Source organism: Ruegeria sp. CJ9 (assembly GCF_056536625.1).
Window position 1 is genome coordinate 91,686 of sequence record NZ_JBQFPY010000007.1, and the last position, 23,807, is coordinate 115,492.

Here is a 23,807-nt window from a genome sequence, read left to right on the forward strand (position 1 = left end):
GGTTAGTTTTCACGCAGCAATCGGAACGCAGTCGACGCCCCCCAGCCCGCTGCAATCGCAATGACCAGTGACATCAGCCCGTACCACACAGGTTGCTGTCGGGACATGTTGTACAAAAACCGCTCCAGCCCCACTTTGCGCACGTCGATGGTTGTCTCAAATTCCGAGATCACCTCTTTGCCGCGGGTCAGGAAGATGCGCGCAGCATAGTCGCCTTCGGTCAGGTCGGCAGGCATTGCAATTGAGGTGCGGAACAGGGTTTGCTCATCCACGGCCACTGTGTTTTCGCGAATGGAATACAGCCCCTCATCCTCGCGAATGCGCACCACGGCATCTGCAAAATCCTGCGCGCCTCGGATATGCATGGCCGCCCCGACCGATCGGATGGCGCGTTCGATTGAAATCCGGTATCTCAGGTCCTCGGTGTCCAAAAGGATATTATCCAGCGGCCCGCTTGTGGCGACGGCGTAGAAACTTGGCGCAAGGTCGACCAGAACGCTGTCAGTGTTGACCCAGATGCCCAGTTTGCGTTCCTTGCGCCGGACTGTCACTGGGCTGGACGGCCCGGCCACAGTCACGATCACCTCAAGCGGTGGGCCGGCGGGGATCGGTGCTTCTCGTTTGACGGCACCGAAGATCAGGATTTCAGAACCATCGAATGTCGCGGTAATGGCGACCCGGTCCTGGCTGAGACCCAGCACCACCTGCTCTTCTTGCGCAAGAGCTGGCGAGCAGCAGAAAACCAGCAGGGCAATCAAGCGTTTCAGCATGATCAGTGCCCTCCTTCGCTGCCAATGGAATACAGCTCGGATGGTTCGATCAATAAGTCCAGTGCCAGCTTGCCGCAGACCACCAGAACCAGGGCTGCCAGCAAAACGCGCAACTGCTCGGCGGGCATCTTCGCGCCAATCACCGTGCCAATCTGCGCGCCCACGACACCGCCGACCAGCAGCAGAACGGCCAGAACAACATCAACCGTATAGTTCGTGGTTGCGTGCAACATGGTGGTAAAGCCGGTCACGAAGATGATCTGAAACAAGGATGTTCCAACCACCACCTTGGTGGGCATGCCCAGTAGATAGATCATTGCAGGCACCATAATAAAGCCGCCGCCGACGCCCATGATGGCCGCCAGTACACCGACGCAAAGCCCGACCAGAATTGGGGGAATGACCGAGATATACAGGCCCGAAGTGCGAAAGCGCATTTTGAACGGCATCGCATGAACCCAGCCACGCTGGCGCCGTTTTGCTGGTGCGCCGCCGCCCTTTTTGGCCTTGCGCAGTGCCCGCAAGCTTTCAATGAACATCAGGCCACCAACGACGCCAAGGAAGACGACGTAGCATAGCGTGACAAGCAGATCGACCTGGCCCAGGCTTTTGAGATAGTTGAACACCACCACCCCAAGGGCCGCACCCATTAAGCCCCCGATCAATAAGACCGTGCCCATTTTCAGATCTACGGTCTTTCGTCGAAAATGCGCTAATACACCGGAAAAGGACGAGGCGACGATCTGATTGGCTTCGGTTGCGACGGCGACAGCGGGGGGGATGCCGATGAAGAACAGCAGCGGCGTCATCAAAAACCCGCCGCCTACACCGAACATGCCCGACAGGATGCCAACCATCCCACCCAGCCCCAGCAGCAAAAAGGCGTTGACGGAGACTTCGGCGATTGGAAGGTAGATCTGCATGTGTATTTACCGGATGAGGTCAGACGCGTCACACAAAGTGATCCGGCCCGTCTCATACCACAGGGATGAGGCTTTAATACTGCGCGCGCAATGCGGCCGTATGGCGAATACCAACCTGCCGATCGCGCGGGCTGCGTGACCGACAAGCCGATCTGGCTGAATTGAAAAACGGACCCCGGAACCGAGACGTTTTTGAGCGTTTGCCACCGTGACAGGAACGAATCCGATCTTGGCTATCACAGGAAACAAACACATACCCCCTTAGAGCGGTTGCGGCATGCAAAATCAACTCTGCATGCCGCTCTGCAGCGAACAGGACTGAAATGAGTCTTAAACTGGACTTATCAGCGCTCTTTCACATAGGGTTCGCCACCGGCGCGTGGCGGGACGGCTTTGCCTACGAACCCGGCCAGAATAACCACCGTCAGGATATATGGCAGGGCGTCCATGGCCTGGACCGGGATAACCACGCCGCCCAGGTCGATGTTCTGGAAACGCAGCGCAATCGCCTGTAACAGACCGAACAGCAGGCAAGCCCACATCGCATGCCAAGGCCGCCATTTCGCAAAGATCAGCGCGGCCAAAGCGATGAACCCGCGACCGGCGGTCATTTCTTTGACGAACCCGGCCTGCAGGGCAGTGGCCAGATAGGCCCCGGCGATCCCACACAGCACGCCGCAGATGGCAACGGCCGCAAATCTCAGGCCGACAACCGAGACACCGGCGGTATCCACCGCAGCCGGATTTTCACCCACCGCGCGCAGGCGCAAGCCGAACCGGGTGCGATACAGAATCCACCATGTCAATGGCACCATCAGAAACGCCACATAGACCAATATCGAATGACCCGAGAGTAGTTCGGAATACACCATGTGAAACGAATTGGTGTCAGACATCAGTTCAGAAACCGGTTTCCCCGACAGTTCAGCATCTTCGGGGCCGATTGCATAAGGAAACTCTGCAGATTCGAACCGTCCACCGCCAAAGAGAGAAGGCGTGCGCCCGCCCTGTTTGAACCAGCTCTGCGCAATCAGAACGGTCAGGCCCGAGGCCAGAAAGTTGATGGCAACGCCCGAGATCAGCTGATTGCCCCTGAAGGTTATCGAAGCGAGCCCGTGCAAGCCGGACAAAATCAGCGAGGATCCGATTCCCGCCAGCAGGCCCAACCAGACAGACCCGGTCACTGCCGCAATCGCCGCCGAGAAAAACGCCGCCATCAACATCTTGCCTTCCAGCCCGATGTCGAAAATACCCGCGCGTTCCGAATACAACCCGGCCAGACACGCCAGTAAAAGCGGTGTTGCCAGGCGGATCGTTGAATCAAAAACCTGAATGAGTGTTACGAAAATCTCCATCACTCGGCCCCCTTCCGCAGACCGAGGAACAGTTTCTCAAGCGGCATGCGCACCATGTTGTCCAGTGCCCCGGTAAACAGGATCACCAGCGCTTGAATAACCACGATCAGCTCACGCGGGATCGAGGTCCACAGCGCCAATTCGGCACCGCCCTGGTACAGGAACCCGAATAAAAGGGCCGCCACAAACACGCCGAACGGGTGCGATCGGCCCATCAGCGCCACGGCAATCCCGATGAAACCCGCACCTTCGGTCGAGTTGAGTACCAGCCGTTCAGCCTCTCCCATCACGTTGTTGGTCGCCATCAACCCGGCCAACGCACCCGAGATAAGCATGGCGACGATAGTGATGCGTACGGGCGAGATACCGGCATAAACAGCGCCGGTTTCGGAATGACCATAGGCGCGAATCTCATACCCCAGCCGCGTCCGCCAGATCAGCGCCCAGACCACGAAACAGGCCAGGATCGCGACAAAGAACGAGATATTGGCCGGCGCACCTTTGAACACCGCGTTTTCAGCGGTCGAGAACATCGACTGGAAGGTCGGCAGATGCACGGCCTCGGGGAAGCGTGCAGTTGCAGGATCTTGCGAGCCCTGCGGGCGCATCACATTGACCAGCATATAGTTCAGGAAGGCCGCCGCGATAAAGTTGAACATGATCGTGGTGATGACGATATGACTGCCGCGCTTGGCTTGCAGATAGGCCGGTATCGCGGCCCATGCCGCCCCAAACAGCATCGACGCCGCACAGGCGGCCAGCAGGGCAATGCTCCAATGCGGCCAGTCGATGTACAGACACACTATGGCAACGCCAAGCCCGCCCAGCATGGCTTGGCCTTCGCCGCCGATGTTGAACAGCCGCGCGTGGAACGCCACAGCTACCGCCAGCCCGGTGAACATGAAATTGGTCGCGTAATAGAGCGTATAGCCCCAGCCATAAGTCGACCCCAGCGCGCCGGTAACCATCAGATTCACCGCTTCAACCGGGTTTTCACCAATGGCCAGAATAACCAGCGCCGAAAGGATCGCGGCCAATATCAGACTGATCAGTGGGATCAGAACGACATCGGCCCATTTGGGCATTTTATCCATGCTTCACGCGGCCTCTTCCGCAACACCGGCCATCAGCAGGCCCAGTTCTTTTTCATCTGTCTCATGGGGCAGGCGTTCGCCCATAATATGTCCGTCGAACATCACCGCTATCCGATCGGACAGCGAGAAGATCTCCTCCAGCTCGACCGAGACCAGCAGGATTGCCTTCCCCTGATCGCGCAGGGCGACGATTTGTTTGTGAATGAATTCGATCGCGCCGATATCCACACCGCGTGTCGGCTGGCCGACCAGCAACAGGTCGGGGTTCCGCTCGATCTCGCGCGCGACGACGATTTTCTGCTGGTTGCCGCCTGAAAAGCTTTTGGCGGTCAGCCAGCCATTGGGCGGGCGCACATCGAACTTTTGAATCTTGCGCTCGGTATCCGCGCGCAGGGCGGCATTGTCCATGAACAGACCGCGTTTATAGGCAGGGTCGCGGTGATAGCCGAACGCCACGTTTTCCCACGCGTGGAAATCCATGATCAGGCCCTCGCGCTGACGATCCTCGGGGACGTGAGCGATGTGCTGCGCACGCCGCGCCTGACCGTCAGACCCATGCCCACTAAGCGCCAGCGGTTCACCATTCAGCTTGATAGACCCTTTTCCAGGCCGCATCCCGCCCAAAACCTCAAGCAGTTCCGACTGGCCATTACCCGCAACACCGGCGATGCCGACGATCTCACCCGCGCGGACCGTCAAGTCGATACCCTTGACCCGCTCAACACCCGCTGAATCGAAGACGCGCAGGTTTTCGACCTCAAGAATGGGTTTGCCGGGTTTTGCAGGAACCTTGTCGACCTGCAGCAGAACCTTGCGGCCTACCATCAGCTCGGCCAGCTCCTCGGGGCTGGTCTCGGCGGTTTTGACTGTCGCCGTCATCTGCCCGCGCCGCATCACCGAGACTGTATCGGTGTTTTCCATGATCTCGCGCAGCTTGTGGGTGATCACAATGATCGTCTTCCCTTCGGCCCGCAGACGGTCGAGAATGCGGAACAGCTGATCGGCCTCGGCCGGGGTCAGAACGCCGGTCGGTTCGTCCAAAATCAAAATCTCTGCTTTGCGATACAAGGCTTTGAGGATTTCGACCCGTTGCTGCATCCCCACGCCGATTTCGTCAATGCGCTTGTCTGGGTCAACGAACAGCTCGTATTCTTCTTCCAGCTCTTTCAGTTCCTTGCGAGCCTTGGACAAAGACGGAGCCAGCAGCCCGCCATCTTCGGCGCCCAGAACGATGTTTTCCAGAACCGTGAAATTCTCAACCAGCTTGAAATGCTGGAACACCATCCCGATGCCCGCCGCAATCGCCGCCTGACTGTCGGGGATGTCGGTCTTGGTCCCGTTGATCCAAATCTCACCTTTGTCGGCTTTGTAGAAACCGTAGAGAATACTCATCAGCGTGGATTTGCCCGCACCGTTTTCACCGATGATCCCGTGGATCGTGCCGGGGACGACGCTGATGGAAATGTCTTTGTTGGCCTGAACCGGCCCAAAGGCTTTGGAAATCCCTTTGAGCTCAATGGCGGGGACTGTCATGTCGTGTCCTCAATTGCCGAAAAGGCCGCGAACGCTGCGGCCAAGTGGGAATGAGGCGGAGGATCAACCCCCGCCCCACGCGATATCAGAACTGCAGTGCCGGGCAGCTGTCGTTCTCGTAATAGCTGACGACGGTGACGTTTCCGTTGATGATGTCACTGCGTGCATCTGCAACGGCCGAGCTCATCTCTTCCGTAACTAGTTCAGCGTTGTATTCATCCATGGCGACGCCCACACCCTCTTCGGCCAGACCCATGGCGAAAACGCCGGTTTGCAGATCCTCGCCAGCCTTCATGGCGTCATAAACGGCCACGTCCACGCGCTTCAGCATCGAGGTCAGAACCTTGCCCGGATGCAGGTGGTTCTGGTTGCTGTCCACACCGATCGAAAGGATGCCTTCATCGGCGGCGGTCTGCAGAACGCCCACACCGGTGCCGCCCGCAGCAGCATAGATGACGTCAGCACCCTGGCTGATCTGTGCCTTGGTCAGTTCGGAGCCCTTGACCGGGTCGTTCCATGCCGATGGGGTGGTACCAGTCATGTTGGCAACGATATTGATGTCGGGGTTCACGGCTTTGGCGCCTTGCGCGTAACCGCAGCCAAAGTGACGGATCAGCGGAATATCCATGCCACCGATGAAGCCAACTGTTCCGGTCTTAGATGCCATCGCAGCCATCATTCCAACCAGATAGGAACCCTCATGCTCGGCAAAGCCGATCTGACGCACGTTTGGAGCATCTAGCCAATTCACATCAACTGCAACGAATTTGGTGTCGGGATAGTCGCCCGCGACAGCCGCCAGCGGATCAGCCATTGCGAAACCCATGGTGATGATTGGGTTCAGGCCAGCTTCGGCAAAACGACGCAGGGCTTGTTCACGCTGGGCTTCAGACTGCAGTTCGATTTCGCGATAAGTCTTACCGGTCTGTTCCGCCCAACGTGATGCCCCATTATGGGCTGCTTCGTTGAACGATTTGTCAAACTTGCCACCCAGGTCGAAGATCAGGGCTGGTTCAGCCAGGGCCGCACCCGCGGTCAACGCGACGGCGGCGGCAGCGCCCATCAAGGATTTCATCAGGGTCATTTCATACTCCCGTTTGTTATTGTTGGTCGGGGTCAAGATAGCCCCGATTACTCACTGTGAGCGAGCATAACTGTTGTGATGGCGGGAATTAAGGGCGTTTGCAACCGGTGCGGTCAACTGATTCTTGACCAAATGGTCGAAAAAATTAGGAGGCGCCGGTCAGGTCAGGGCGCTGACCATGACAACGGCGTCGATTTTCTCAGCTTTTTCGCGCAGATAGTAACCCTTGCGCAGGCCGCAGGTTGTGTATCCACAGCGCTGGTACAACGCGATAGCCGGGTGATTGTCTGCCGCAACGTCCAGAAAGGCACGGGTTGCGCCCAACGCTTTGGCTTTTGCGTGCCAGTCCTGCATAAGGCGCAGGGCAAGACCTTGGCGCTGACGATTGGGGTGGGTGGCGATTGTCAGCAGTTCAGCTTCACCTGCAGTGACTTGAAACAGGGCAAAACAGTAAGCGTTACCAATGACATGCGTGAACCGATTGGTCAGAAGATCAGAAAATTCTGATTCCGTCCAAGGGCGCGACTGCGTGAAGGCTGCCGTATGGGTATGAGCCAATTCTTGCGGGGTCATCCGTCCAGCAGAACCGGTGGTGAGTCCTTTGACGGGGCCGCATCAGCCGGGCGCACATATAACGGGGCAGGGGGCTGGGTCGTGGTGGACCATCTTTGCGCTGTCAGCCGGGCAAGGGCGTTGACCAGCACATCGGCGTCATCATTCAGAATCAGGTTTCCAAGTGATTCTGCCTGTTCCTGCGCCATCAGTGCGGGGTCCTGACCGGGCAGCGCGACATAGACTTGCTCGCGGGGTGCGCGGATCGCGGGAATCCCATCCCCGATTTCGGCCAAGGCATCAAAACCGGTAACTCCAACAGCCGGGATACCAAGTCCCAACGCCAATCCCCGCGCAGCCGAAACCGAGATACGGATGCCGGTAAAATTCCCCGGCCCGATCCCGACTCCAATGGCGGTCAGATCGCGCCACGTGCAATCCGCCTCGGCCAGAATCTCTTCTAACAGCGGCATCAACCGTTCTGCCTGCCCGCGTGACATGGGCTCAACGCGCGAAGCGACAATCGTGTCGCCATGTAGCAAAGCGGCCGCGCAATGCGCGGCCGATGTGTCAAATGCCAAAATGATCGGGTCAGACGGCAACGGGGCGAACCTCGGTCACTTCCGGGATGTAGTGGCGCAGCAGGTTCTCAATTCCCATTTTCAGCGTCAGGGTCGAGGACGGGCAGCCCGCGCAAGCGCCTTGCATGTGCAGGTAAACAACGCCCCGGTCGAATCCGTGGAACGTGATGTCACCCCCATCCTGGGCCACCGCCGGGCGCACGCGCGTATCCAGCAGGTCCTTGATCTGATTGACCACTTCGGCATCCTCGCCGAAATGTTCTGCGTGACCTGACCCATCGACAGCATCTTCACCCAATACCGGCTGACCGGACTGAAAATGCTCCATCACAGCGCCCAGAATGGCCGGTTTGATGTGATCCCACTGAACGTCATCCGATTTGGTCACGGTGACGAAATCATTGCCAAAGAACACGCCGGTGACACCAGACACTGCAAAAATCCGTTTCGCCAAGGGCGATTTTTCCCCGGCTTCCGCCGAAGGAAAGTCTGCAGTGCCCGCTTCCAGCACCGGCTGACCGGGCAGGAATTTCAGCGTTGCAGGGTTCGGCGTGGATTCGGTCTGGATGAACATGTCACGGCTCCGTTTCAGTTGTACTTGATATGCGGGTCCGGGCCGGGGAAGTCAAGATTTGGAACCATTCTAAATTTCTGCCGCCAGTTGCATCGCCGCATCCAGCCGATCATCGCCCCAGAACAGTTCATCCCCCACTAGAAAGCTTGGCGCCCCGAAAATCCCCTTGGCCTGCGCGGTCTGAGTCTGTTGGATCAAGGCCGCCTTGATATCCGGGTCTTGACAACCGGCCAGCGTTTCTGGGGGCAGGCTGGCTTGGGACAGGCAGTCGATCAGCACCTTGTCGTCCGAGATATTGAGGCCATCAACGAATTCGGCGGCATAGACGGCCCGAACAAAGGCAGCCCGTTGAGGGTGGGTTTCAATCGTCATCACTAGCCGCGCAGCCTTCAGACCATTTTGGGGAAAGGGGTCAGGCCGGGCAAATCGCAACCCCCGACGGGCCGACAACCTCTCCATATCGCGCCACATATAGCGCCCTTTGGCGGGATAGATATTGAACGGGGAATTGTCCCAGCCCTGCGCGGCGAAAATCGGACCAAGCAAAAAGGGATGCCATTCAACTGACACCCCGTTCTGCGCAGCCAGATCCTCGATTCGCATCGCACTTAGGTAAGAGTATGTGGATGCGAATTCGAACCAGAACTGGATGCTGCGCTGCATGGGTGCCCTTTTAGGTGATTTCTTCCAGCTTTTCCTTGCTCAGATCACCAGGAACGATGGTGATCGGAATTGGCAGGTTGCCCGAATTCTTGGTCAGTTGCGTCACCAGCGGCCCGGGGCCTTTCTTTTCAACGCCTGCGCCTAGCACCAGCACCCCGATCTCGGGGTCTGATTGCACATGTTCGATGATCTCGGCGACCGGCTCACCTTCGCGGATGGCCAGTTCGGGGTCGATGTTTTGCTTGTCGCGCATCCACTTGGCGAACACCTCGTAATGGGCGTGAATACGCTCGCGTGCTTCCTCGCGCATTACCTCGGCCACGCCGATCCAATGGTTGAACTCATCCGGCGGAATGACCGATAGGATTGTAACGCCACCGCCGGTGTGGGCTGCGCGCATAGCGGCAAAACGCATCGCGTTCAGGCATTCGCGACTGTCATCCAGAACGACCAAGAATTTGCGCATGAAGTGTCCTCGTATATTTCAGGCGATCATGCCCGACCATTTGCGTGCTGGCAATAAGCGGCTGGTTAGCGGGTGCTTAGTGCCCAGTCCCAATACAGCTCGCGCGCACGGCGGGCTATGGGGCCGATTTGATACTGCGTGTCCTCCAGCGCGGTCACCGGGGTGATCTTGTTCATGTTGCCGGTCATAAAGACCTCATCCGCCTTGTGGAAATCGTCAAAGCCAAGGATAGCTTCGTGAACGACCGTCCCGTCGGCGCGCAGGTTTTCAATGTGACGCGCGCGGGTGATGCCAGCCAGGAAGGTGCCGTTGGGGGTTGGGGTAAACACCTCTCCGTCACGGACCATGAAGATGTTGGCGGTTGCGGTCTCGGCCACGTGGCCCAGTGCGTCCGCGACCAGCGCATTCGAGAACCCCTTGCCGCGAACCTCCTGCAGCATGCGCGCATTGTTGGGGTACAGGCACCCGGCCTTGGCATTCACCACCGACGATTCCAGAACCGGACGGCGGAATTTTGTGGTACCCAGCGTGACCGAGGCGGTCTCGGGCGCCATCGGGATCTCTTCTAGGCAGATGGCAAAACCAGTGCTGTTTTTCTGTGGGACAATCGCGGTCGCGTCGCCGTCGATGCCCCAATACATCGGGCGAATATAGACGGCTGAGTCCGGTCCGTAAGAAGCCAACCCCTCTCGGATGATCTCGACCATCTGTTGGGTTGAGACGAACGGGGTCAGCATCAGTGCCTCGGCTGAGCGATTCACGCGGGCACAATGTGCCTCAAGATCCGGGGCCATGCCGTCGAAATAGCGCGCACCGTCGAAGACTGACGATCCCAGCCAAGCACCGTGATCGGCCGCGCGCATGATCGGGGCATCCCCGTCATGCCATTGACTTTCGAAATAGGTGCGGATGTTCTTGCCGACTGCCATGACGCCCTCCCACGCTTTGCGCAAACCTAGGAAGGCGCTGCGGTAACGTCCAGCGCAATCAGCCTTGTTTTGAGCTGACCATGCCCACAATTTCGTAAGTCTGCTGCAGGATCGGCGCGGCAATCGCGCGGGCCTTTTCCGCGCCTTTGCCCAGAATCCGGTCAATCTCGGCTTCTTCGCCCATCAGGCGGGCCATTTCGGACGAAATCGGTGCCAGTTTTTCCACCGCCAGTTCTGCTAGCATCGGTTTGAATTCACCGAACTGTTTACCGCCAACATCGGCCAGCACCTGATCGACCGTCTGATCGCTGAGCGCGGCATAGATGTTCACCAGATTGCGCGCCTCGGGGCGGTCTTCCAGACCATCGATCTCGGATGGCAGCGCATCCGGGTCGGTCTTGGCTTTGCGAATCTTCTTGGCGATCGTGTCGGCGTCGTCCGTCATGTTGATGCGGCTCATGTCCGAGGGGTCGGACTTGGACATCTTTTTGGACCCGTCGCGCAGGCTCATGACACGGGTCGCGGCCCCTTCGATCACAGGTTCGGTGATCGGAAAGAAATCGACGCCGTAATCATGGTTAAACTTGATCGCGATATCGCGCGTCAGCTCAAGATGCTGTTTCTGGTCGTCGCCAACCGGCACATGTGTTGCGTGATAGGTCAGGATGTCGGCGGCCATCAGCGATGGATAGGCGAACAGACCCAACGAGGCGTTTTGCTGGTTTTTTCCGGCCTTGTCTTTCCATTGAGTCATCCGCTGCATCCAGCCCATGCGGGCGACGCAGTTGAAGATCCACGCCAATTGCGCATGCTCAGGCACCTGGCTTTGGTTGAACAGTATCGATTTATCCGGGTCGAGACCGGCAGCGATGAAACCAGCGCACAGTTCGCGCGTCGAATGGGCCAGTTCCTTGGGGTCCTGCCAGACGGTGATCGCGTGCAGATCGACCATGCAATAGATGGTCTCCATGTCCGGCTGCTGCATATCCACAAACCGCTTGAGCGCACCCAGATAGTTGCCAAGATGCAGGTTTCCCGACGGCTGGATGCCGGAAAACACGCGCGGTGTGAACTGGGTCTCGGTCATCGAAGGGAACTCCCGTCTGGAAAAATCAGCCCCCGTCGCTTACCCATGAGGCCAAGGGACGTCAACCGCCGCGAAAGGCCAGCCCAATGAGCAGTGAGAATTATACACCCGCCGTGAACCCTTTGCCGCCCGTTGTGGTGGCCTTGGTGCTGTTCATTATGGGGGTGGAACTGGCCTTTACCCTGGGAACACGCGGGCTGATCGGCGGTCCGTCGGCGGTGGGATGGCGGCTGGATGCGCTGCAGAGCTATTCGTTTTCGCCTGATATCTTTGATTGGATGGTCGAGAACGGGCGCTGGCCGTTCGAACATGTCATGCGTTTCGTGACCTACCCCTTCGTGTCGGGCTCTTTCACGCAGGCCGTTTTTGTCTGCGTCTTCCTGTTGGCCATGGGCAAGATGGTGGCCGAGGTCTTTGGCGGGTTTCAGATGTTGGTGATCTTCGTGCTGTCTGGCGTGGGCGGGGCACTGGCCTATGCACTGCTGCTGGACCCCCAATACCCGCTGGTCGGAGGGTTCCCGCCTGTCTATGGCCTGATCGGCGCATTCACGTGGTTGCTGTGGCGCAAACTGTCATTGGTTGGCGAAAACCAGCACCGCGCCTTTGGTTTGATCGCGGCCCTGATGGGGATTCAACTGGTGTTCGGCCTGCTGTTCGGCGGTACGTCCGACTGGGTGGCTGATTTGGGCGGGTTTGCCACAGGCTTTGGCCTTTCGTTCCTGCTTGCCCCGGGTGGCTGGGCGCGGATCGTGCGGCGCATTCGCCGCGACTGATCACGACCGACGCAAGGCTTTGCGGAACTCTGACACCTCGAAGGCGCCAAACAGGTGGCCTAGGAAGAAATAGGTGGCCGCGGCAATCTTGATCAGGATGATCAGCGCCAGATAACGCCAGCCGGACAGCTCGAACGCCCAGCCGAACAGGTGAATGGCGGCGTATAGAACGACACCCATCCCCAGCGACGCGGCCACGATGCGCCATGCCCGGTGTTTGAAGCGGTCGTCGAACCGCGCCTCTTCACCCATGCGTCGCGCGCCGAGGATCAGCAGACCGACCATAGCCCACCCGGCAGCCGACGCCGCAATGGCCGGTGCGATCCAACCCACCAGCGGATAGAGACCAAAGGCCAGCCCGGCATTCACGACCATTGCAACCACGGCATAGCGGAACGGGGACCGCGTATCCTCACGTGCGAAATACAGCGGTTGCAACAGCTTTTGCAGCATAAAGGCAGGCAGGCCGAATCCGTAAATTGCCACTGCCAGCGCTGTGGCGGCGGTGTCCTCGGCGCTGAATTGGCCACGTTCGAACAGGACCGAGACCATCGGGTTTGGCAGTATCACAAACGCCACGGTCGACGGTATGGTCAGCAACAGCGTGAACTCACCTGCGCGGGAAAACGCGTTGCGGGCGCCGTCCTTGTCCCCGGCGCGCAGGCGGCGGGACAGATCGGGCAGTAGCACGATGCCGACGGCGATACCCACCACGCCCAGCGGCAGTTGATACAACCGGTCAGCCGCGAACAGCCAACTGATCGCCTTTTCGGTTTTCGAGGCTACCAATTGCCCCACCACCAGATTGATCTGAGTGACGCCCATTGCCAGTGCCGCCGGAACGGCGATGCGCACCATGCGGCGCATCTCGGGGCTGAGCTTCGGCAGACCGGGCCGGATGCGAATGCCTGCACGCTCGGTCGCCACCCAGACTAGCGCCAGCTGTGCGACCCCGGCCACGGGAATGACGGCGATCAGCCAACGGATCACCTCGCCTCCAGCGGCTGCCCCGGCGATCAGGGCCGTGCAGGCAAAGATGTTCAGCAATACGGGTGCGGCGGCGGCGGCGGCAAAGCGACCCGTGGCGTTCAAAACACCCGAGAACAGCGCCGCCAGCGACATGAACAGGATATAAGGGAACACCACATATCCATAGGCTACGGCCAGATCGAACCGTTCATCACCGTGAAACCCTTCGGCCGTGATCCAGACCAGCGCGGGCATGAACACCATTGCCAGCCCGACCAGCGCCAGCACCGCCACGGCCAACAGATTGAAGGCGTCCTGCGCAAAGCCTTGGGCGTTTTCCTCTCCTTCCAGCCGCTTGGAAAACATCGGCACAAAGGCCGCGTTGAACGCGCCTTCGGCAAAGAAACGGCGGAACATGTTTGGCAGACGGAAGGCCGCGACAAAAGCATCCATCACCGGACCTGGACCGATATAAGCCGTCAGCAGTATTTCCCGCAAAAAGCCCAGAATCCGGCTGGCCAGCGTCCAGAACCCGACCGTGAACAGGCCTGAAAACAACCGGATCTGCTTCATGAGGCCGCGCGCTCGGCGCCTTCGGTGATGGCTTTGCGCAGTTTGGTTTCAAGCGTGCGCTGTTTGCCTTCCGCATGGTATTTTAGACCAAACATATCCTTGACGTAAAAGGTGTCGACCACCTGTTCGCCATAGGTCGCGATCACTGCGTTGGCGATATAGACATTGGCCGCGGCCAACGTTCGGGTCAGGTCATAGAGCAGACCCGGACGGTCGCGGGTATCGACCTCGATGATAGTGTAAATCTCGGACCCATCATTATCAAAGGTGATATGGGTCGGCACGTTGAAGGCGCGTTCGCGTTTCTTGATCTTGTCGCGCGATTTCAGCGCATCGCGGGCAACAACCTCACCCTTGAGCGTCTTTCGGATCATCTGGGCCAGGCGTGGCAGGCGGCTGGCCTCGAACGGGTGGCCTTCGGTGTCCTGAATCCAGAAGGCATCGGTTACATAACCGTCTTTGGTGGTGTAGCTGCGCGCATCCACCACGTTGGCCCCGACCAGCGCCAGAGCACCCGCAATTCGCGCAAAGATACCGGGGTGATCGCCCATTGCGAAACAGGCCCGTGTGGCGTCCCGGTCTTCGTCCGGTTGCATGCGGATTTCTACCTCACCCGGATCACCGCTGTGTTCCAGCGCCCGCAGCATCTCGGCAAACTCGACTTGGGTGTGCAGGTTCAGGCCCTGCCAGTACGGCGCATAGTGCCGCCCGGTTTCGACCTTTAGGTCCGCCTTGGACCAATTCGACAACGCGGCACGCAGGGCTTTTTTGGCCTCGGTCCCACGATTGGCGCGGTTGAGGTCCTCCATCCCGGTTTCAAGCGCGCGCTTGGTTTCGGCGTGCAGGGCGCGCAAAAGGGTGGCTTTCCAGTTGTTCCACGTGTTCGGCCCGACCCCGCGAATATCGCAGACTGTCAGAACCGTCAGCAGGTCCAGCCGTTTGACCGTTTTCACCGCTTTGGCAAAATCGCGCACAGTGCGCGGGTCTGAGATGTCGCGCTTTTGCGCCATGTCCGACATCAACAAGTGATACCGCACCAGCCATTCCACGGTTTCCGAGTCCGCCTTGTTCAGCCCAAGCCGGGGCGCAACCTTACGGGCGATTTGCGCGCCGAGGATCGAGTGATCTTCGGGTCGTCCCTTGGCGATGTCATGCAACAACAACGCAACATACAGCACCTTGCGGTTCACACCGCCTTTCAGAATGGACGACACCAGCGGCAGCGGTTCAATTAGTTCTCCGCGTTCGATCTGGGCGAGGTTGACGATACATTGGATGGTGTGCTCGTCCACCGTATAGCTGTGATACATGTTGAACTGCATCATCGCCACGATGGGCTCGAACTCGGGCAGAAAGGCGGACAGCACCCCCAGTTCGTTCATCCGCCGCAGCGCGCGTTCGGGGTTGCCGTGTTTCAGCATCAGATCAAGGAAGATGCGCCGCGCCTCGCGGTTTTCGCGCATATCTTCGTCGATCAGGTCCAGGTTCGCGGTCACCAACCGCATCGCGTCTGGGTGGATCAGCATGCCGGTGCGCAAACCTTCTTCGAACAGACGCAGCAGGTTCACTTTGTCGGCAAGGAATTTCTCGGGATCGGCCACGTCCAGACGACCATGCACCACCCTATAGCCCGCCTTGACCCGCGGTCGGCGACGGAAGATGCGTTCAAGCAGGGCCTCACCTTTCATATGCGAGGCTTCCAGCTTGGTCAGGAAAATACGCGTCAATTCCCCGACATAAGTGGCCTCGCGGAAATAGCGCTGCATGAACACTTCGACCGCGCGGCGCCCGGCCCGGTCTTCATAACCCATCCGGTCGGCCACCTCGACTTGCAGGTCAAAGGTCAGTTGTTCGGTCGGGCGTCTGGTGATCAGATGCAGATGCGAACGGACGGCCCACAGGAAATCCTCGGCCTTTACGAATGTTTTAAACTCTTCGGGCGTAAACAGGCCCAGAGGCACCAGTTCAGCCACATCCTGAACGCCATAGATGTATTTCGCGATCCAGTAGAGCGATTGCAGATCGCGCAGCCCGCCTTTGCCTTCTTTGACATTGGGCTCGACCATATAGCGCTCACCCTGTTTTTGGTGACGCTCATCGCGTTCCTGCAATTTGGCTTCGATGAACTCTCGCTCGCTGCCTTTGAACAGGTCAGCCTTCAGGCGGTTGTCCAGCTCGGCGGCCAGTTTGCTGTCCCCCGCCAGATAGCGCTGTTCCAGCATCGAGGTTCGGATGGTGAAATCCTCGGCCCCAAGCCGCAGGCAATCCTTGATCGTGCGGGACGCATGGCCAACCTTCAGCCGCAAATCCCACAGGATATACAGCATGGATTCAATCACGCTCTCGGCCCAGGCGGTGATTTTGTAGGGCGTCAGGAACAGCAGGTCGACATCAGAGGACGGTGCCATTTCCCCGCGCCCATACCCGCCCACCGCCAGCACAGCGATCCTTTCCCCCTGTGTCGGGGTGGCCAGAGGGTGCAGATCCTCGCTGGATACCTTCATGGCGGTACAGACCAGCCCATCGGTCAGATAGGTGTAGGAATGGGTCAGCGGCCGTGCATCAAACGGGCGTTCGGCAAAGGCATCGGCAATGGCCTGGCGCCCGCCTTTCTGGGCATCACGCAAGATGCGAACGGTCTCATTGCGCCGCGCTGCGTTGTCCGAGGTCTTGTCAAAGGCCTCCGACAGCTGTGCCATGACGGCGGCGCTGTCGAAAATTTCATCCGCCGGGCAGATCAGCTCACCCCTGGGGGTGAGCTTCAAACCCGTTTGCTCAGAAACCGGCGCCTGTGAAGCTTTGTGGGGCAGGGTCAATCACTACTACCTGTTTATTTTGGATCGTGGCGACAGCCAGACCGCGTTCATTCGTACCGTTCGGCCGCAGGCGGAAGATACCGCCAACCCCCTGGAAACCGGCGTTTTGCGTCAGCGCCGAAGCGGTCAGAGCGTTGGATTTACCCTGGCTGACAAGTGCGGCGATTGCGGCGATGCCGTCATAGGCCAATCCACTGATCGGGTGCGGGGCCTCGCCATAGGTATTGTTATACCGTTGTCGGTATGCCTGCGCCTTCGATGGGTCCGGGAGCGCAAACCAGCCACCTTGTACGCCTGGCAGGTCCAGTGTTTGCGGCGGGATGTCCCAGCGTGTCAGTCCGATAAACTGCGTGCTTGTTGTGGAAACGCCCGCCTCAGGCAGTAGCTGAGTGAAAAGCGGCAGCGCGCCGGCTGTGGTTGCCGTTAAGAACAGCGAATCCGCGCCAGACGCATCTACTGTTGCTTTGACTGAGGGAACCGAGTTGATGACGCCCTGCTGCGAACGGTCATACCCCACCGATCCTGCATTGTTCACGCGGCTGCCGGCAAGCGCGTTGGCAATGGCGGTTTGACCCAACTGGCCCGCAGCATCGTTGCTGTGAACGATGACCATGTTTGATTTGCCTTGCGACCCAGCAAAACTGACAAGGCGGTTGGCTGTATTGTCGAAAGTTGGTCCAAGCACGAAAACATTGCCGCCTGCAATGCTGGTGTTGTTCGAGAAGGACAACACGTTGACGTTGCTGCTCAGCGCCGCAATGCCTGCAGAGTTTGCAGCCTGCGCATAGACCGGACCGAGTATGATTTTCGCCCCGTCCGCCACCGCCTGTTGCGCAACCGCAGCGGCCGTATTTGAACTGCCCCGCGTGTCATAAACGCGCAGATCAATCTGAACATTCTGCAGATCTGACATGGCCAGTCGGGCGGCGTTTTCCAGGCTACGTGCCAGCGCCGCATCACCGGCCTGCCCCGATCCCGCGGGAACCAGTAGGGCAACAGGCACGGGGTCTGACGTGTCGATCGACGGACCTCCGCCGATGGTGCTGACGTCACAGGCGGCCAGAAATGCGGCGGTTGCCAGTACGGCGGCGGTGCGCGCCAGTTTGCGAACGGGCTTGCAAACGGTAAACATCTGAATGAAAACTCCCTGTCCCGGCGGCTTGAGATGCCGCCAATCTATTGGGTCGCGATAATAAACGTCACGCTGTGAGGGTCCAGCTTTGAATTTCCAAAAAGTCAGATTGGGCACCGGCCTGTATTTTGTTGCCACTCCGATTGGAACAGCGCGCGATATCACGCTCAGGGCGCTGGACGTGCTGGCCTCGGCCGATGTGATTGCCGCCGAAGACACTCGCAGCCTGCGGCGGTTAATGGAGATTCATGGCGTCCCGCTCGAAGGGCGGCGCATTCTGGCTTATCACGACCACAGCGGCGCGGGGGCACGTGGCAAAATTCTGGATGCTCTGGCCGAAGGGAAATCGGTTGCTTATGCGTCCGAGGCCGGAATGCCGCTGATTGCCGATCCGGGTTATGATCTGGGGCGGCAGGCGGCCGAGGCCGGGCATATGGTGACCTGCGCGCCGGGGCCGTCGGCGGCATTGATGGCCCTGACGCTGGCGGGGTTGCCGACGGACGCGTTCTTTTTCGCGGGTTTCTTGCCCAACGCAACCGGCGCGCGCCGGACGCGGATCGAGGCGTTGCGCGACATTCCCGGCACGCTGGTGTTTTACGAATCACCCAAGCGCGTGGCGGCTTGCTTGTCGGATTTGGCCGAGGTGTTGGGTGGAGATCGCCAGGCCGCGATGTGCCGTGAGTTGACGAAAAAGTTCGAAGAGATCCGGCGCGGCTCATTGGGTGAACTGGCTACTGCCCTGCAAGGACAGACGGTCAAAGGTGAAATTGTTCTTCTGGTCGACAGGGGTCATTCGGAATCTGTTAACGAATCCGACATAGAAGAGGCTTTGACACGCGCCTTGGAAACCCATTCGGTGCGTGATGCGGCGGATCTGGTGTCGCAGATGTACAAACTACCGCGCCGTCCGATTTATCAAAAGGCGTTGAAATTGGGAAAGGGATGACATGACCTCGCGATCTGTCCGAAGTTCGGTTTCCTACCATGCCGGACAGGCGGCAGAGTTGCAGGTCGCAGCCGACTATGAACGTAGGGGTTTCAAAATCGCGCATCATCGCTGGCGCGGCGCAGGCGGTGAGATCGATCTGATCGCCCGGGGCAGTGACGGGCTTGTGTTCATCGAAGTCAAGAAAAGCACCAGTTTCGACATGGCCGCGGCGCGGATTAGCCAGCGGCAGATTGACCGGATTTTTACTTCAGCAGCGCAATTTCTGGAAACGGAACCGGGCGGGCAGCTGACAAATGTTCGGTTTGATGCGGCGTTGGTGGATGCCACGGGGGCTGTTCAAATCATCGAAAACGCGTTTGGTCAGGCCTGACACCCATTGAACCCTCGGCCCCTCTGGGCCATGTATCTGGCGTGAAACTGAGGGACACGCCATGAAAATCGCCTTTCAGATGGACCCGATCGGGGCCGTGGATATCAACGCAGACAGCTCATTCCGTCTGGCCGAAGAAGCACAGGCGCGCGGGCATATGCTGTTTTTCTACAGCCCGGACCAGTTGGCCTATCAAGAGGGGCGGATCACCGCGCGCGGTCAGGACATGAAATTGCAGCGTGTGGCAGGCAACCCGGCCGAGCTGGGCCCGGAACGCGAGGTGGATTTGGCCGAGTTCGACGTGATCTGGCTGCGCCAGGACCCTCCGTTCGATATGCATTATATCACCTCGACTCATCTGCTGGATCGTCTCAAAGGGCAGGTGTTGGTGGTCAATGATCCGTTTTGGGTGCGGAATTACCCCGAAAAGCTGCTGGTTCTGGATTTCCCTAACCTGACCCCGCCAACCACGATCGCGCGTGATCTGCAAACCATCAAAGCGTTCAAGGAAAAGCACGGCGATGTCATTCTGAAGCCGCTCTATGGCAACGGTGGCGCGGGCGTGTTCCGGCTGGATGCGAATGACCGCAACCTGACCTCTCTGCACGAGCTGTTTACAGGCTTCTCGCGCGAGCCGTTGATCGTGCAGAAATTCCTGCCCGATGTCAGCAACGGCGACAAGCGCGTGATCCTTGTGGATGGCGAAGCCGTGGGCGCGATCAATCGTGTTCCGGCGAAGGGTGAGACGCGGTCAAACATGCATGTGGGGGGGCGGCCCGAAAAGATCGGCTTGTCCGAGCGTGACCGGGAGATTTGCGCGGCGATTGGCCCGTTGCTGAAAGAAAAAGGCCAGATTTTCGTAGGGATCGACGTGATCGGAGACTATCTGACCGAAATCAACGTGACCTCGCCCACCGGCATTCAGGAGCTTGAGCGCTTCGACGATGTGAACATCGCCGAAAAAATCTGGCAGGCCATTGAAGCCAAGCTTTAAGAGGCAACCTTGGCGCTGATGCGAAGGCTCAGCGCCTCGGCCACGTGAGGGCGCCGGACATCTGGTGTGCCATCGAGATCTGCAATCGTGCGCGCGACCCGTAAAATACGGTGAAAGGCGCGCGCCGACAGGCCGAACCGTTCAGCGGCCTTCAACAGCAACTCTTTGCCTTCGGCATCCGGCGCGGCAATTTCTTCCAGTATCGAACCTTCAACATCGGCATTCTGCCGCGTAGCGGGCGTGTCCTGGAACCGTTCGGCCTGAATGGCGCGGGCCTGGTCGACGCGCGCTGCAACTGTCGCCGAACTGTCGCCGGAAGGTGGCAGGTCCAGATCGGTGAACCCGACTGGGGGCACCTCGATCCGCAGATCAAACCGATCCATCAGCGGGCCTGATATGCGGCCCAGATAGTCCTCTCCGCAGACAGGCGCGCGAGAACAGGCGCGGGCGGGATCGGTCAGATATCCACATTTGCAGGGGTTGGCTGCAGCCACCAGCATGAACCGGCAGGGGTATTTCACATGGGCATTTGCGCGCGCGACCATAACCTCGCCAGTCTCGATAGGTTGGCGCAGGGTTTCCAGCACGGTGCGCGGGAATTCGGGAAATTCGTCCAAGAACAGAACGCCATTATGAGCCAAGGAAATCTCGCCCGGCTTGGCGCCCTTGCCACCCCCAACGATCGCCGCCAAAGAGGCGGTATGGTGGGGTTCGCGAAAGGGACGGCTGCGGCTGATGCCGCCTTCGTCCAGCAACCCGCACAGAGATTGGATCATCGAAGTTTCCAGTGCCTCGGTCGGGGTCAGAGGCGGCAGAATACCGGGCAGGCGCGCGGCGAGCATGGATTTACCCGATCCGGGTGTGCCGATCATGATCAGGTGGTGGCGGCCTGCGGCGGCGATCTCCAGCGCGCGCTTGGCCCGTTCCTGCCCTTTTACATCGCGTAGATCGCGGGCGCTGGGCGCCAAGTTCACTTCGCCGGGTTGGGCCGCAGGCAAGGGCGACTGGCCCGAAAAATGGCGTACGACATCGCCGAGTGATCCCGCGCCGATGACCTGTGTGGCATCCACCCAAGCCGCCTCGGCGCTGGAGGCTCGGGGGCACAGCAACGCGCGATCCTCGGCTGCGGCAGTCATGGCGGCAGGCAGCGCACCGACGACCGGAACCAGCGAGCCGTCCAGAGACAACTCGCCCAGCGAAACCGCGCCTTCGGCGGCGTCGGGCGGGATGATTTCCAACGCCGAAAGCAGCGCGACGGCGATGGGCAGGTCGAAATGGCTGCCTTCTTTGGGCAGGTCAGCGGGGGACAGGTTGATGGTGATCCGTTTCGACGGCAGCGCGATGGCCATCGAACTCAGCGCGCTGCGGACGCGGTCGCGGGCCTCGGACACGGCCTTGTCGGGCAGGCCTACGATGGAAAAAGCGGGCAGGCCCGGCGAGACGGCGCATTGCACCTCGACCGGGCGGGCATCAACCCCTTGGAAAGCGACGGTATGAGAACGGGCGACCATGAACGACCTGTTTGGTTAACAGGTCGTTGCTGCCATGGATGCGGTTTACGAATGGTTAACGGTGTCGGTCATTGCTAAGAATTTTGGCCAGGCACCGGGGTCCGCAATCGTTTTGTCGCGGCAGAATTGGTTACAGAATCCCCAGCGCTGACCGTCCAGTTCCAGAAAATGGGTGACCGCTTTGCCGGAATAAGGACAGATATCGTTGATCGATGGTCCGTTATCTACAGATTGGGCATCGGTTTGCGCGCCGATGGGCCATGCCTGTGACGGCAGGTCGAATGCGTAGGGGAACGGATCATAGGTCACGGTCAATCCCATTGCGCGCCATTGTCGGACCGAAGGGTCGGATAGCAAATCCAGGCAATATTCCCGATTAGCCACGGACACAGGTAAACCATAGCCAATGATCCGCGCGGCCACGGGGGTGTAAAATACATCCACCAGAGAATACCTGCCGAAAAGCGGCCCGGAGTCTGCACCGGATATAGTGCGGGCATGTGCCCAGAGGGTTTCGATCCGGTCCAGATCAACCAGCGTTTCAGGCGATGGATCAAATCCCTGCCAGCAGTGCAACAGTTGCATCGAACATTCCGCGCGCAACGCGGCGAACCCGGCAGTCATTTCGGCGCACAGCCACCGGGCCGTTGCGCGGGCGGCTACGTCTTCGGGCCACATCCCGGCCTCTGGATGCCGTTCGGCCAAAGTCTCGGCCATGGCAAGGCTTTCGCCCACTATGGTCCCATCCGGCAGGCGCAGGGCAGGGACAAGGCGCGCCGGAGCCAGTGGCTTCATATCCTCGGTCATGGTGCCGGAATAGAGACCGATCATGTGGTTTCGGTAGGGCAGGCCGAACTTTTCCAGCATCAGCCAACCGCGCAAGGACCAGCTGGAAAACAGGCGGTCTCCGATAAATAATTCATAGGTCATACGACTACGATGGCGCGCCGCGATCGTTCAGTAAATCAGTGATTTGTGCGGGGTGTGATCACGGACAGTGATTGATCTGCCCAACAGACCACCGATCGCCGTGATGAGTAATGTCGGTGACCGAGAGGTTGTCGATGCGATGGCTGAACGCCTCTTGTGCGTCAACGCCAAGGGCGCGCTGCACCTGGGTTAGGATCACGCCGAAATGGGCCACGATGATCAGGTCGTGGCCCGTGTAATCGGCAATCAACTGGTCGATCACGGCATCGACGCGGGCGCGAACCTCGTTCCAGCTTTCACCTTTGGGCGGGCGCACGTCGCCGGGATTGTCCCAATACGCAAAGGCCAGATCGGGGTTTTCGGCCTCAATCTCTTTGAAATTGCGCAATTCCCATGTGCCGAAGTGAATCTCGCGCAGGTCTCTATGATGCGGCAGGCGCTGGCGTTTACCCTGAATGGCCGATGCCGTATCGGTGGCCCGCAGCAAGTCAGATGATACCACCAGCGCCTTGTCTGGCAGATGGTCGTGCAACCGCGCGATAGCGGCGTGATCGCTGAGGTCGGCAGGCAGATCGGACCACCCGACCATGGTTTTCGCATGGGTCGGCCCGTGACGAACAAGATGCAGCCGGGTCACGGCAATTGTCCTTTCAGCACCAGCGGAAGCCCAGCTGTGACCTGCACGACCAGATCGGCCTGCGCGGCCAGCGCGATGTTCAACCGTCCCTGGGCTTCGCGGAAGCGGCGGGACAGAGAGTTGTCCGGGACGATGCCATGGCCGACTTCGTTCGAGACGATGATAACCGGCGCCCGGCACGATTGCAGGGCCTGCAACAGCACAGATTGGGCTTGTTCCAGATCGTTTTCAGCCAACAGATGATTGGTCAGCCACATGGTGGCGCAGTCGATCAGACAGATATGATCGGGGGTCAAATCGGACAGGGCCGGGCCAAGATCAAATGGGGCTTCGATCGTCGCCCATCCTGCACCGCGTTGGGCGATATGGCGCTGAACCTTGTCGCGCATCTCATCATCAAACACTTGTGATGTGGCGAGATAAACGCGGTTTTTCCCCGATGAAACAACAAGTTGCTCGGCAAAAACGGATTTACCAGAGGCCGCGCCACCCAACACAAAGGTTAAATCCGGATACACTATTATTACCTTTCTGGTGATCCA

The 23,807-nt window shown here is 59.2% G+C and carries 24 protein-coding genes; 4 read left to right on the forward strand and 20 right to left on the reverse strand.

Annotated elements, in window-relative coordinates; all coding sequences use genetic code 11:
* Window positions 1-2: 2 nt before the first annotated feature.
* From ACR0AJ_RS15375 to trpS, 13 genes are all read right to left on the reverse strand, one after another.
* On the reverse strand, window positions 3-770 hold the full coding sequence (locus ACR0AJ_RS15375) for a TIGR02186 family protein (RefSeq protein WP_170350596.1): 768 nt from the start codon (window positions 768-770) through the stop codon (window positions 3-5).
* Window positions 771-772: 2 nt separating this feature from the next.
* Complete coding sequence (locus ACR0AJ_RS15380; RefSeq protein WP_170350595.1) at window positions 773-1,693, reverse strand: sulfite exporter TauE/SafE family protein; 921 nt, start codon at window positions 1,691-1,693, stop codon at window positions 773-775.
* A 344-nt stretch (window positions 1,694-2,037) separates the two neighbouring features.
* On the reverse strand, window positions 2,038-3,048 hold the full coding sequence (locus tag ACR0AJ_RS15385; RefSeq protein WP_170350594.1) for an ABC transporter permease: 1,011 nt from the start codon (window positions 3,046-3,048) through the stop codon (window positions 2,038-2,040).
* Entirely contained in the window at window positions 3,048-4,142 is a 1,095-nt protein-coding gene (locus ACR0AJ_RS15390; protein ID WP_170350593.1) for an ABC transporter permease, read from the reverse strand. The genes ACR0AJ_RS15385 and ACR0AJ_RS15390 overlap by 1 nt, the downstream gene beginning before the upstream one ends.
* A 3-nt stretch (window positions 4,143-4,145) precedes the next feature.
* Window positions 4,146-5,675 carry an ABC transporter ATP-binding protein gene (locus ACR0AJ_RS15395; protein WP_480663340.1) on the reverse strand — a complete coding sequence of 510 codons (1,530 nt, stop codon included), beginning with the start codon at window positions 5,673-5,675 and terminating at the stop codon, window positions 4,146-4,148.
* A gap of 85 nt (window positions 5,676-5,760) precedes the next feature.
* Window positions 5,761-6,759: a BMP family lipoprotein gene (locus ACR0AJ_RS15400; RefSeq protein WP_058281934.1), complete on the reverse strand. Its 999-nt coding sequence runs from the start codon at window positions 6,757-6,759 to the stop codon at window positions 5,761-5,763.
* A gap of 159 nt (window positions 6,760-6,918) precedes the next feature.
* Window positions 6,919-7,332: a GNAT family N-acetyltransferase gene (locus ACR0AJ_RS15405; RefSeq protein WP_480741266.1), complete on the reverse strand. Its 414-nt coding sequence runs from the start codon at window positions 7,330-7,332 to the stop codon at window positions 6,919-6,921.
* Entirely contained in the window at window positions 7,329-7,913 is a 585-nt protein-coding gene (gene tsaB / locus ACR0AJ_RS15410) for a tRNA (adenosine(37)-N6)-threonylcarbamoyltransferase complex dimerization subunit type 1 TsaB (RefSeq protein ID WP_425081664.1), read from the reverse strand. The genes ACR0AJ_RS15405 and tsaB overlap by 4 nt, the downstream gene beginning before the upstream one ends.
* Complete coding sequence (locus tag ACR0AJ_RS15415; protein WP_170350589.1) at window positions 7,903-8,466, reverse strand: NifU family protein; 564 nt, start codon at window positions 8,464-8,466, stop codon at window positions 7,903-7,905. Before ACR0AJ_RS15415 ends, tsaB begins: the two co-directional genes overlap by 11 nt.
* 69 nt (window positions 8,467-8,535) lie before the next feature.
* A complete protein-coding gene (locus ACR0AJ_RS15420; RefSeq protein WP_170350588.1) occupies window positions 8,536-9,129 on the reverse strand; it encodes a 2-hydroxychromene-2-carboxylate isomerase in 594 nt (197 codons plus the stop codon).
* 10 nt (window positions 9,130-9,139) lie between these two features.
* Window positions 9,140-9,595 (reverse strand): universal stress protein, encoded by a 456-nt coding sequence (locus tag ACR0AJ_RS15425; protein WP_170350587.1) that lies wholly within the window; start codon window positions 9,593-9,595, stop codon window positions 9,140-9,142.
* Between the two features lie 65 nt (window positions 9,596-9,660).
* Window positions 9,661-10,524, reverse strand: a complete 864-nt coding sequence (locus ACR0AJ_RS15430) for a branched-chain amino acid aminotransferase (RefSeq protein WP_480741270.1) — start codon at window positions 10,522-10,524, stop codon at window positions 9,661-9,663.
* Between the two features lie 58 nt (window positions 10,525-10,582).
* Complete coding sequence (gene trpS, locus ACR0AJ_RS15435) at window positions 10,583-11,611, reverse strand: tryptophan--tRNA ligase (protein ID WP_170361433.1); 1,029 nt, start codon at window positions 11,609-11,611, stop codon at window positions 10,583-10,585.
* Between the two features lie 86 nt (window positions 11,612-11,697).
* Between trpS and ACR0AJ_RS15440 the strand changes: the two genes are divergently transcribed.
* Window positions 11,698-12,384, forward strand: a complete 687-nt coding sequence (locus ACR0AJ_RS15440) for a rhomboid family intramembrane serine protease (RefSeq protein WP_170350584.1) — start codon at window positions 11,698-11,700, stop codon at window positions 12,382-12,384.
* Here the strand turns inward: ACR0AJ_RS15440 and murJ are convergent, their stop codons facing one another.
* From murJ to ACR0AJ_RS15455, 3 genes are read right to left on the reverse strand one after another with little or no spacing between them, the layout of a single operon-like run.
* On the reverse strand, window positions 12,385-13,926 hold the full coding sequence (gene murJ / locus ACR0AJ_RS15445) for a murein biosynthesis integral membrane protein MurJ (protein WP_480648170.1): 1,542 nt from the start codon (window positions 13,924-13,926) through the stop codon (window positions 12,385-12,387).
* Window positions 13,923-16,742, reverse strand: coding sequence for a [protein-PII] uridylyltransferase (locus tag ACR0AJ_RS15450; RefSeq protein ID WP_170350582.1), 2,820 nt, complete (start codon window positions 16,740-16,742; stop codon window positions 13,923-13,925). The genes murJ and ACR0AJ_RS15450 overlap by 4 nt, the downstream gene beginning before the upstream one ends.
* The gene (locus ACR0AJ_RS15455; RefSeq protein ID WP_170350581.1) at window positions 16,702-17,874 is read right to left on the reverse strand and encodes a penicillin-binding protein activator; all 1,173 of its coding nucleotides are present in this window, start codon (window positions 17,872-17,874) and stop codon (window positions 16,702-16,704) included. The genes ACR0AJ_RS15450 and ACR0AJ_RS15455 overlap by 41 nt, the downstream gene beginning before the upstream one ends.
* Window positions 17,875-17,962: 88 nt before the next feature.
* Between ACR0AJ_RS15455 and rsmI the strand changes: the two genes are divergently transcribed.
* The 3 genes from rsmI to gshB all read left to right on the forward strand — a co-directional run bounded on the left by rsmI (window position 17,963) and on the right by gshB (window position 20,187).
* Window positions 17,963-18,820: a 16S rRNA (cytidine(1402)-2'-O)-methyltransferase gene (gene rsmI / locus ACR0AJ_RS15460; RefSeq protein ID WP_170350580.1), complete on the forward strand. Its 858-nt coding sequence runs from the start codon at window positions 17,963-17,965 to the stop codon at window positions 18,818-18,820.
* 1 nt (window position 18,821) lies between these two features.
* The gene (locus ACR0AJ_RS15465; RefSeq protein ID WP_170397216.1) at window positions 18,822-19,193 is read left to right on the forward strand and encodes a YraN family protein; all 372 of its coding nucleotides are present in this window, start codon (window positions 18,822-18,824) and stop codon (window positions 19,191-19,193) included.
* A 61-nt stretch (window positions 19,194-19,254) separates the two neighbouring features.
* A complete protein-coding gene (gene gshB / locus ACR0AJ_RS15470; protein WP_480741273.1) occupies window positions 19,255-20,187 on the forward strand; it encodes a glutathione synthase in 933 nt (310 codons plus the stop codon).
* On the opposite strand, the gene ACR0AJ_RS15475 is transcribed toward gshB, so the two are convergent.
* From ACR0AJ_RS15475 to cobU, 4 genes are read right to left on the reverse strand one after another with little or no spacing between them, the layout of a single operon-like run.
* Window positions 20,184-21,698 carry a YifB family Mg chelatase-like AAA ATPase gene (locus ACR0AJ_RS15475; protein WP_480741274.1) on the reverse strand — a complete coding sequence of 505 codons (1,515 nt, stop codon included), beginning with the start codon at window positions 21,696-21,698 and terminating at the stop codon, window positions 20,184-20,186. The genes gshB and ACR0AJ_RS15475 overlap by 4 nt on opposite strands.
* A gap of 45 nt (window positions 21,699-21,743) precedes the next feature.
* Complete coding sequence (locus tag ACR0AJ_RS15480) at window positions 21,744-22,628, reverse strand: glutathione S-transferase N-terminal domain-containing protein (protein WP_480741275.1); 885 nt, start codon at window positions 22,626-22,628, stop codon at window positions 21,744-21,746.
* Window positions 22,629-22,686: 58 nt separating this feature from the next.
* Window positions 22,687-23,265 (reverse strand): histidine phosphatase family protein, encoded by a 579-nt coding sequence (locus ACR0AJ_RS15485; protein ID WP_170397225.1) that lies wholly within the window; start codon window positions 23,263-23,265, stop codon window positions 22,687-22,689.
* Window positions 23,262-23,783, reverse strand: coding sequence for a bifunctional adenosylcobinamide kinase/adenosylcobinamide-phosphate guanylyltransferase (gene cobU / locus ACR0AJ_RS15490; RefSeq protein ID WP_480741276.1), 522 nt, complete (start codon window positions 23,781-23,783; stop codon window positions 23,262-23,264). The genes ACR0AJ_RS15485 and cobU overlap by 4 nt, the downstream gene beginning before the upstream one ends.
* Window positions 23,784-23,807 lie beyond the last annotated feature (24 nt).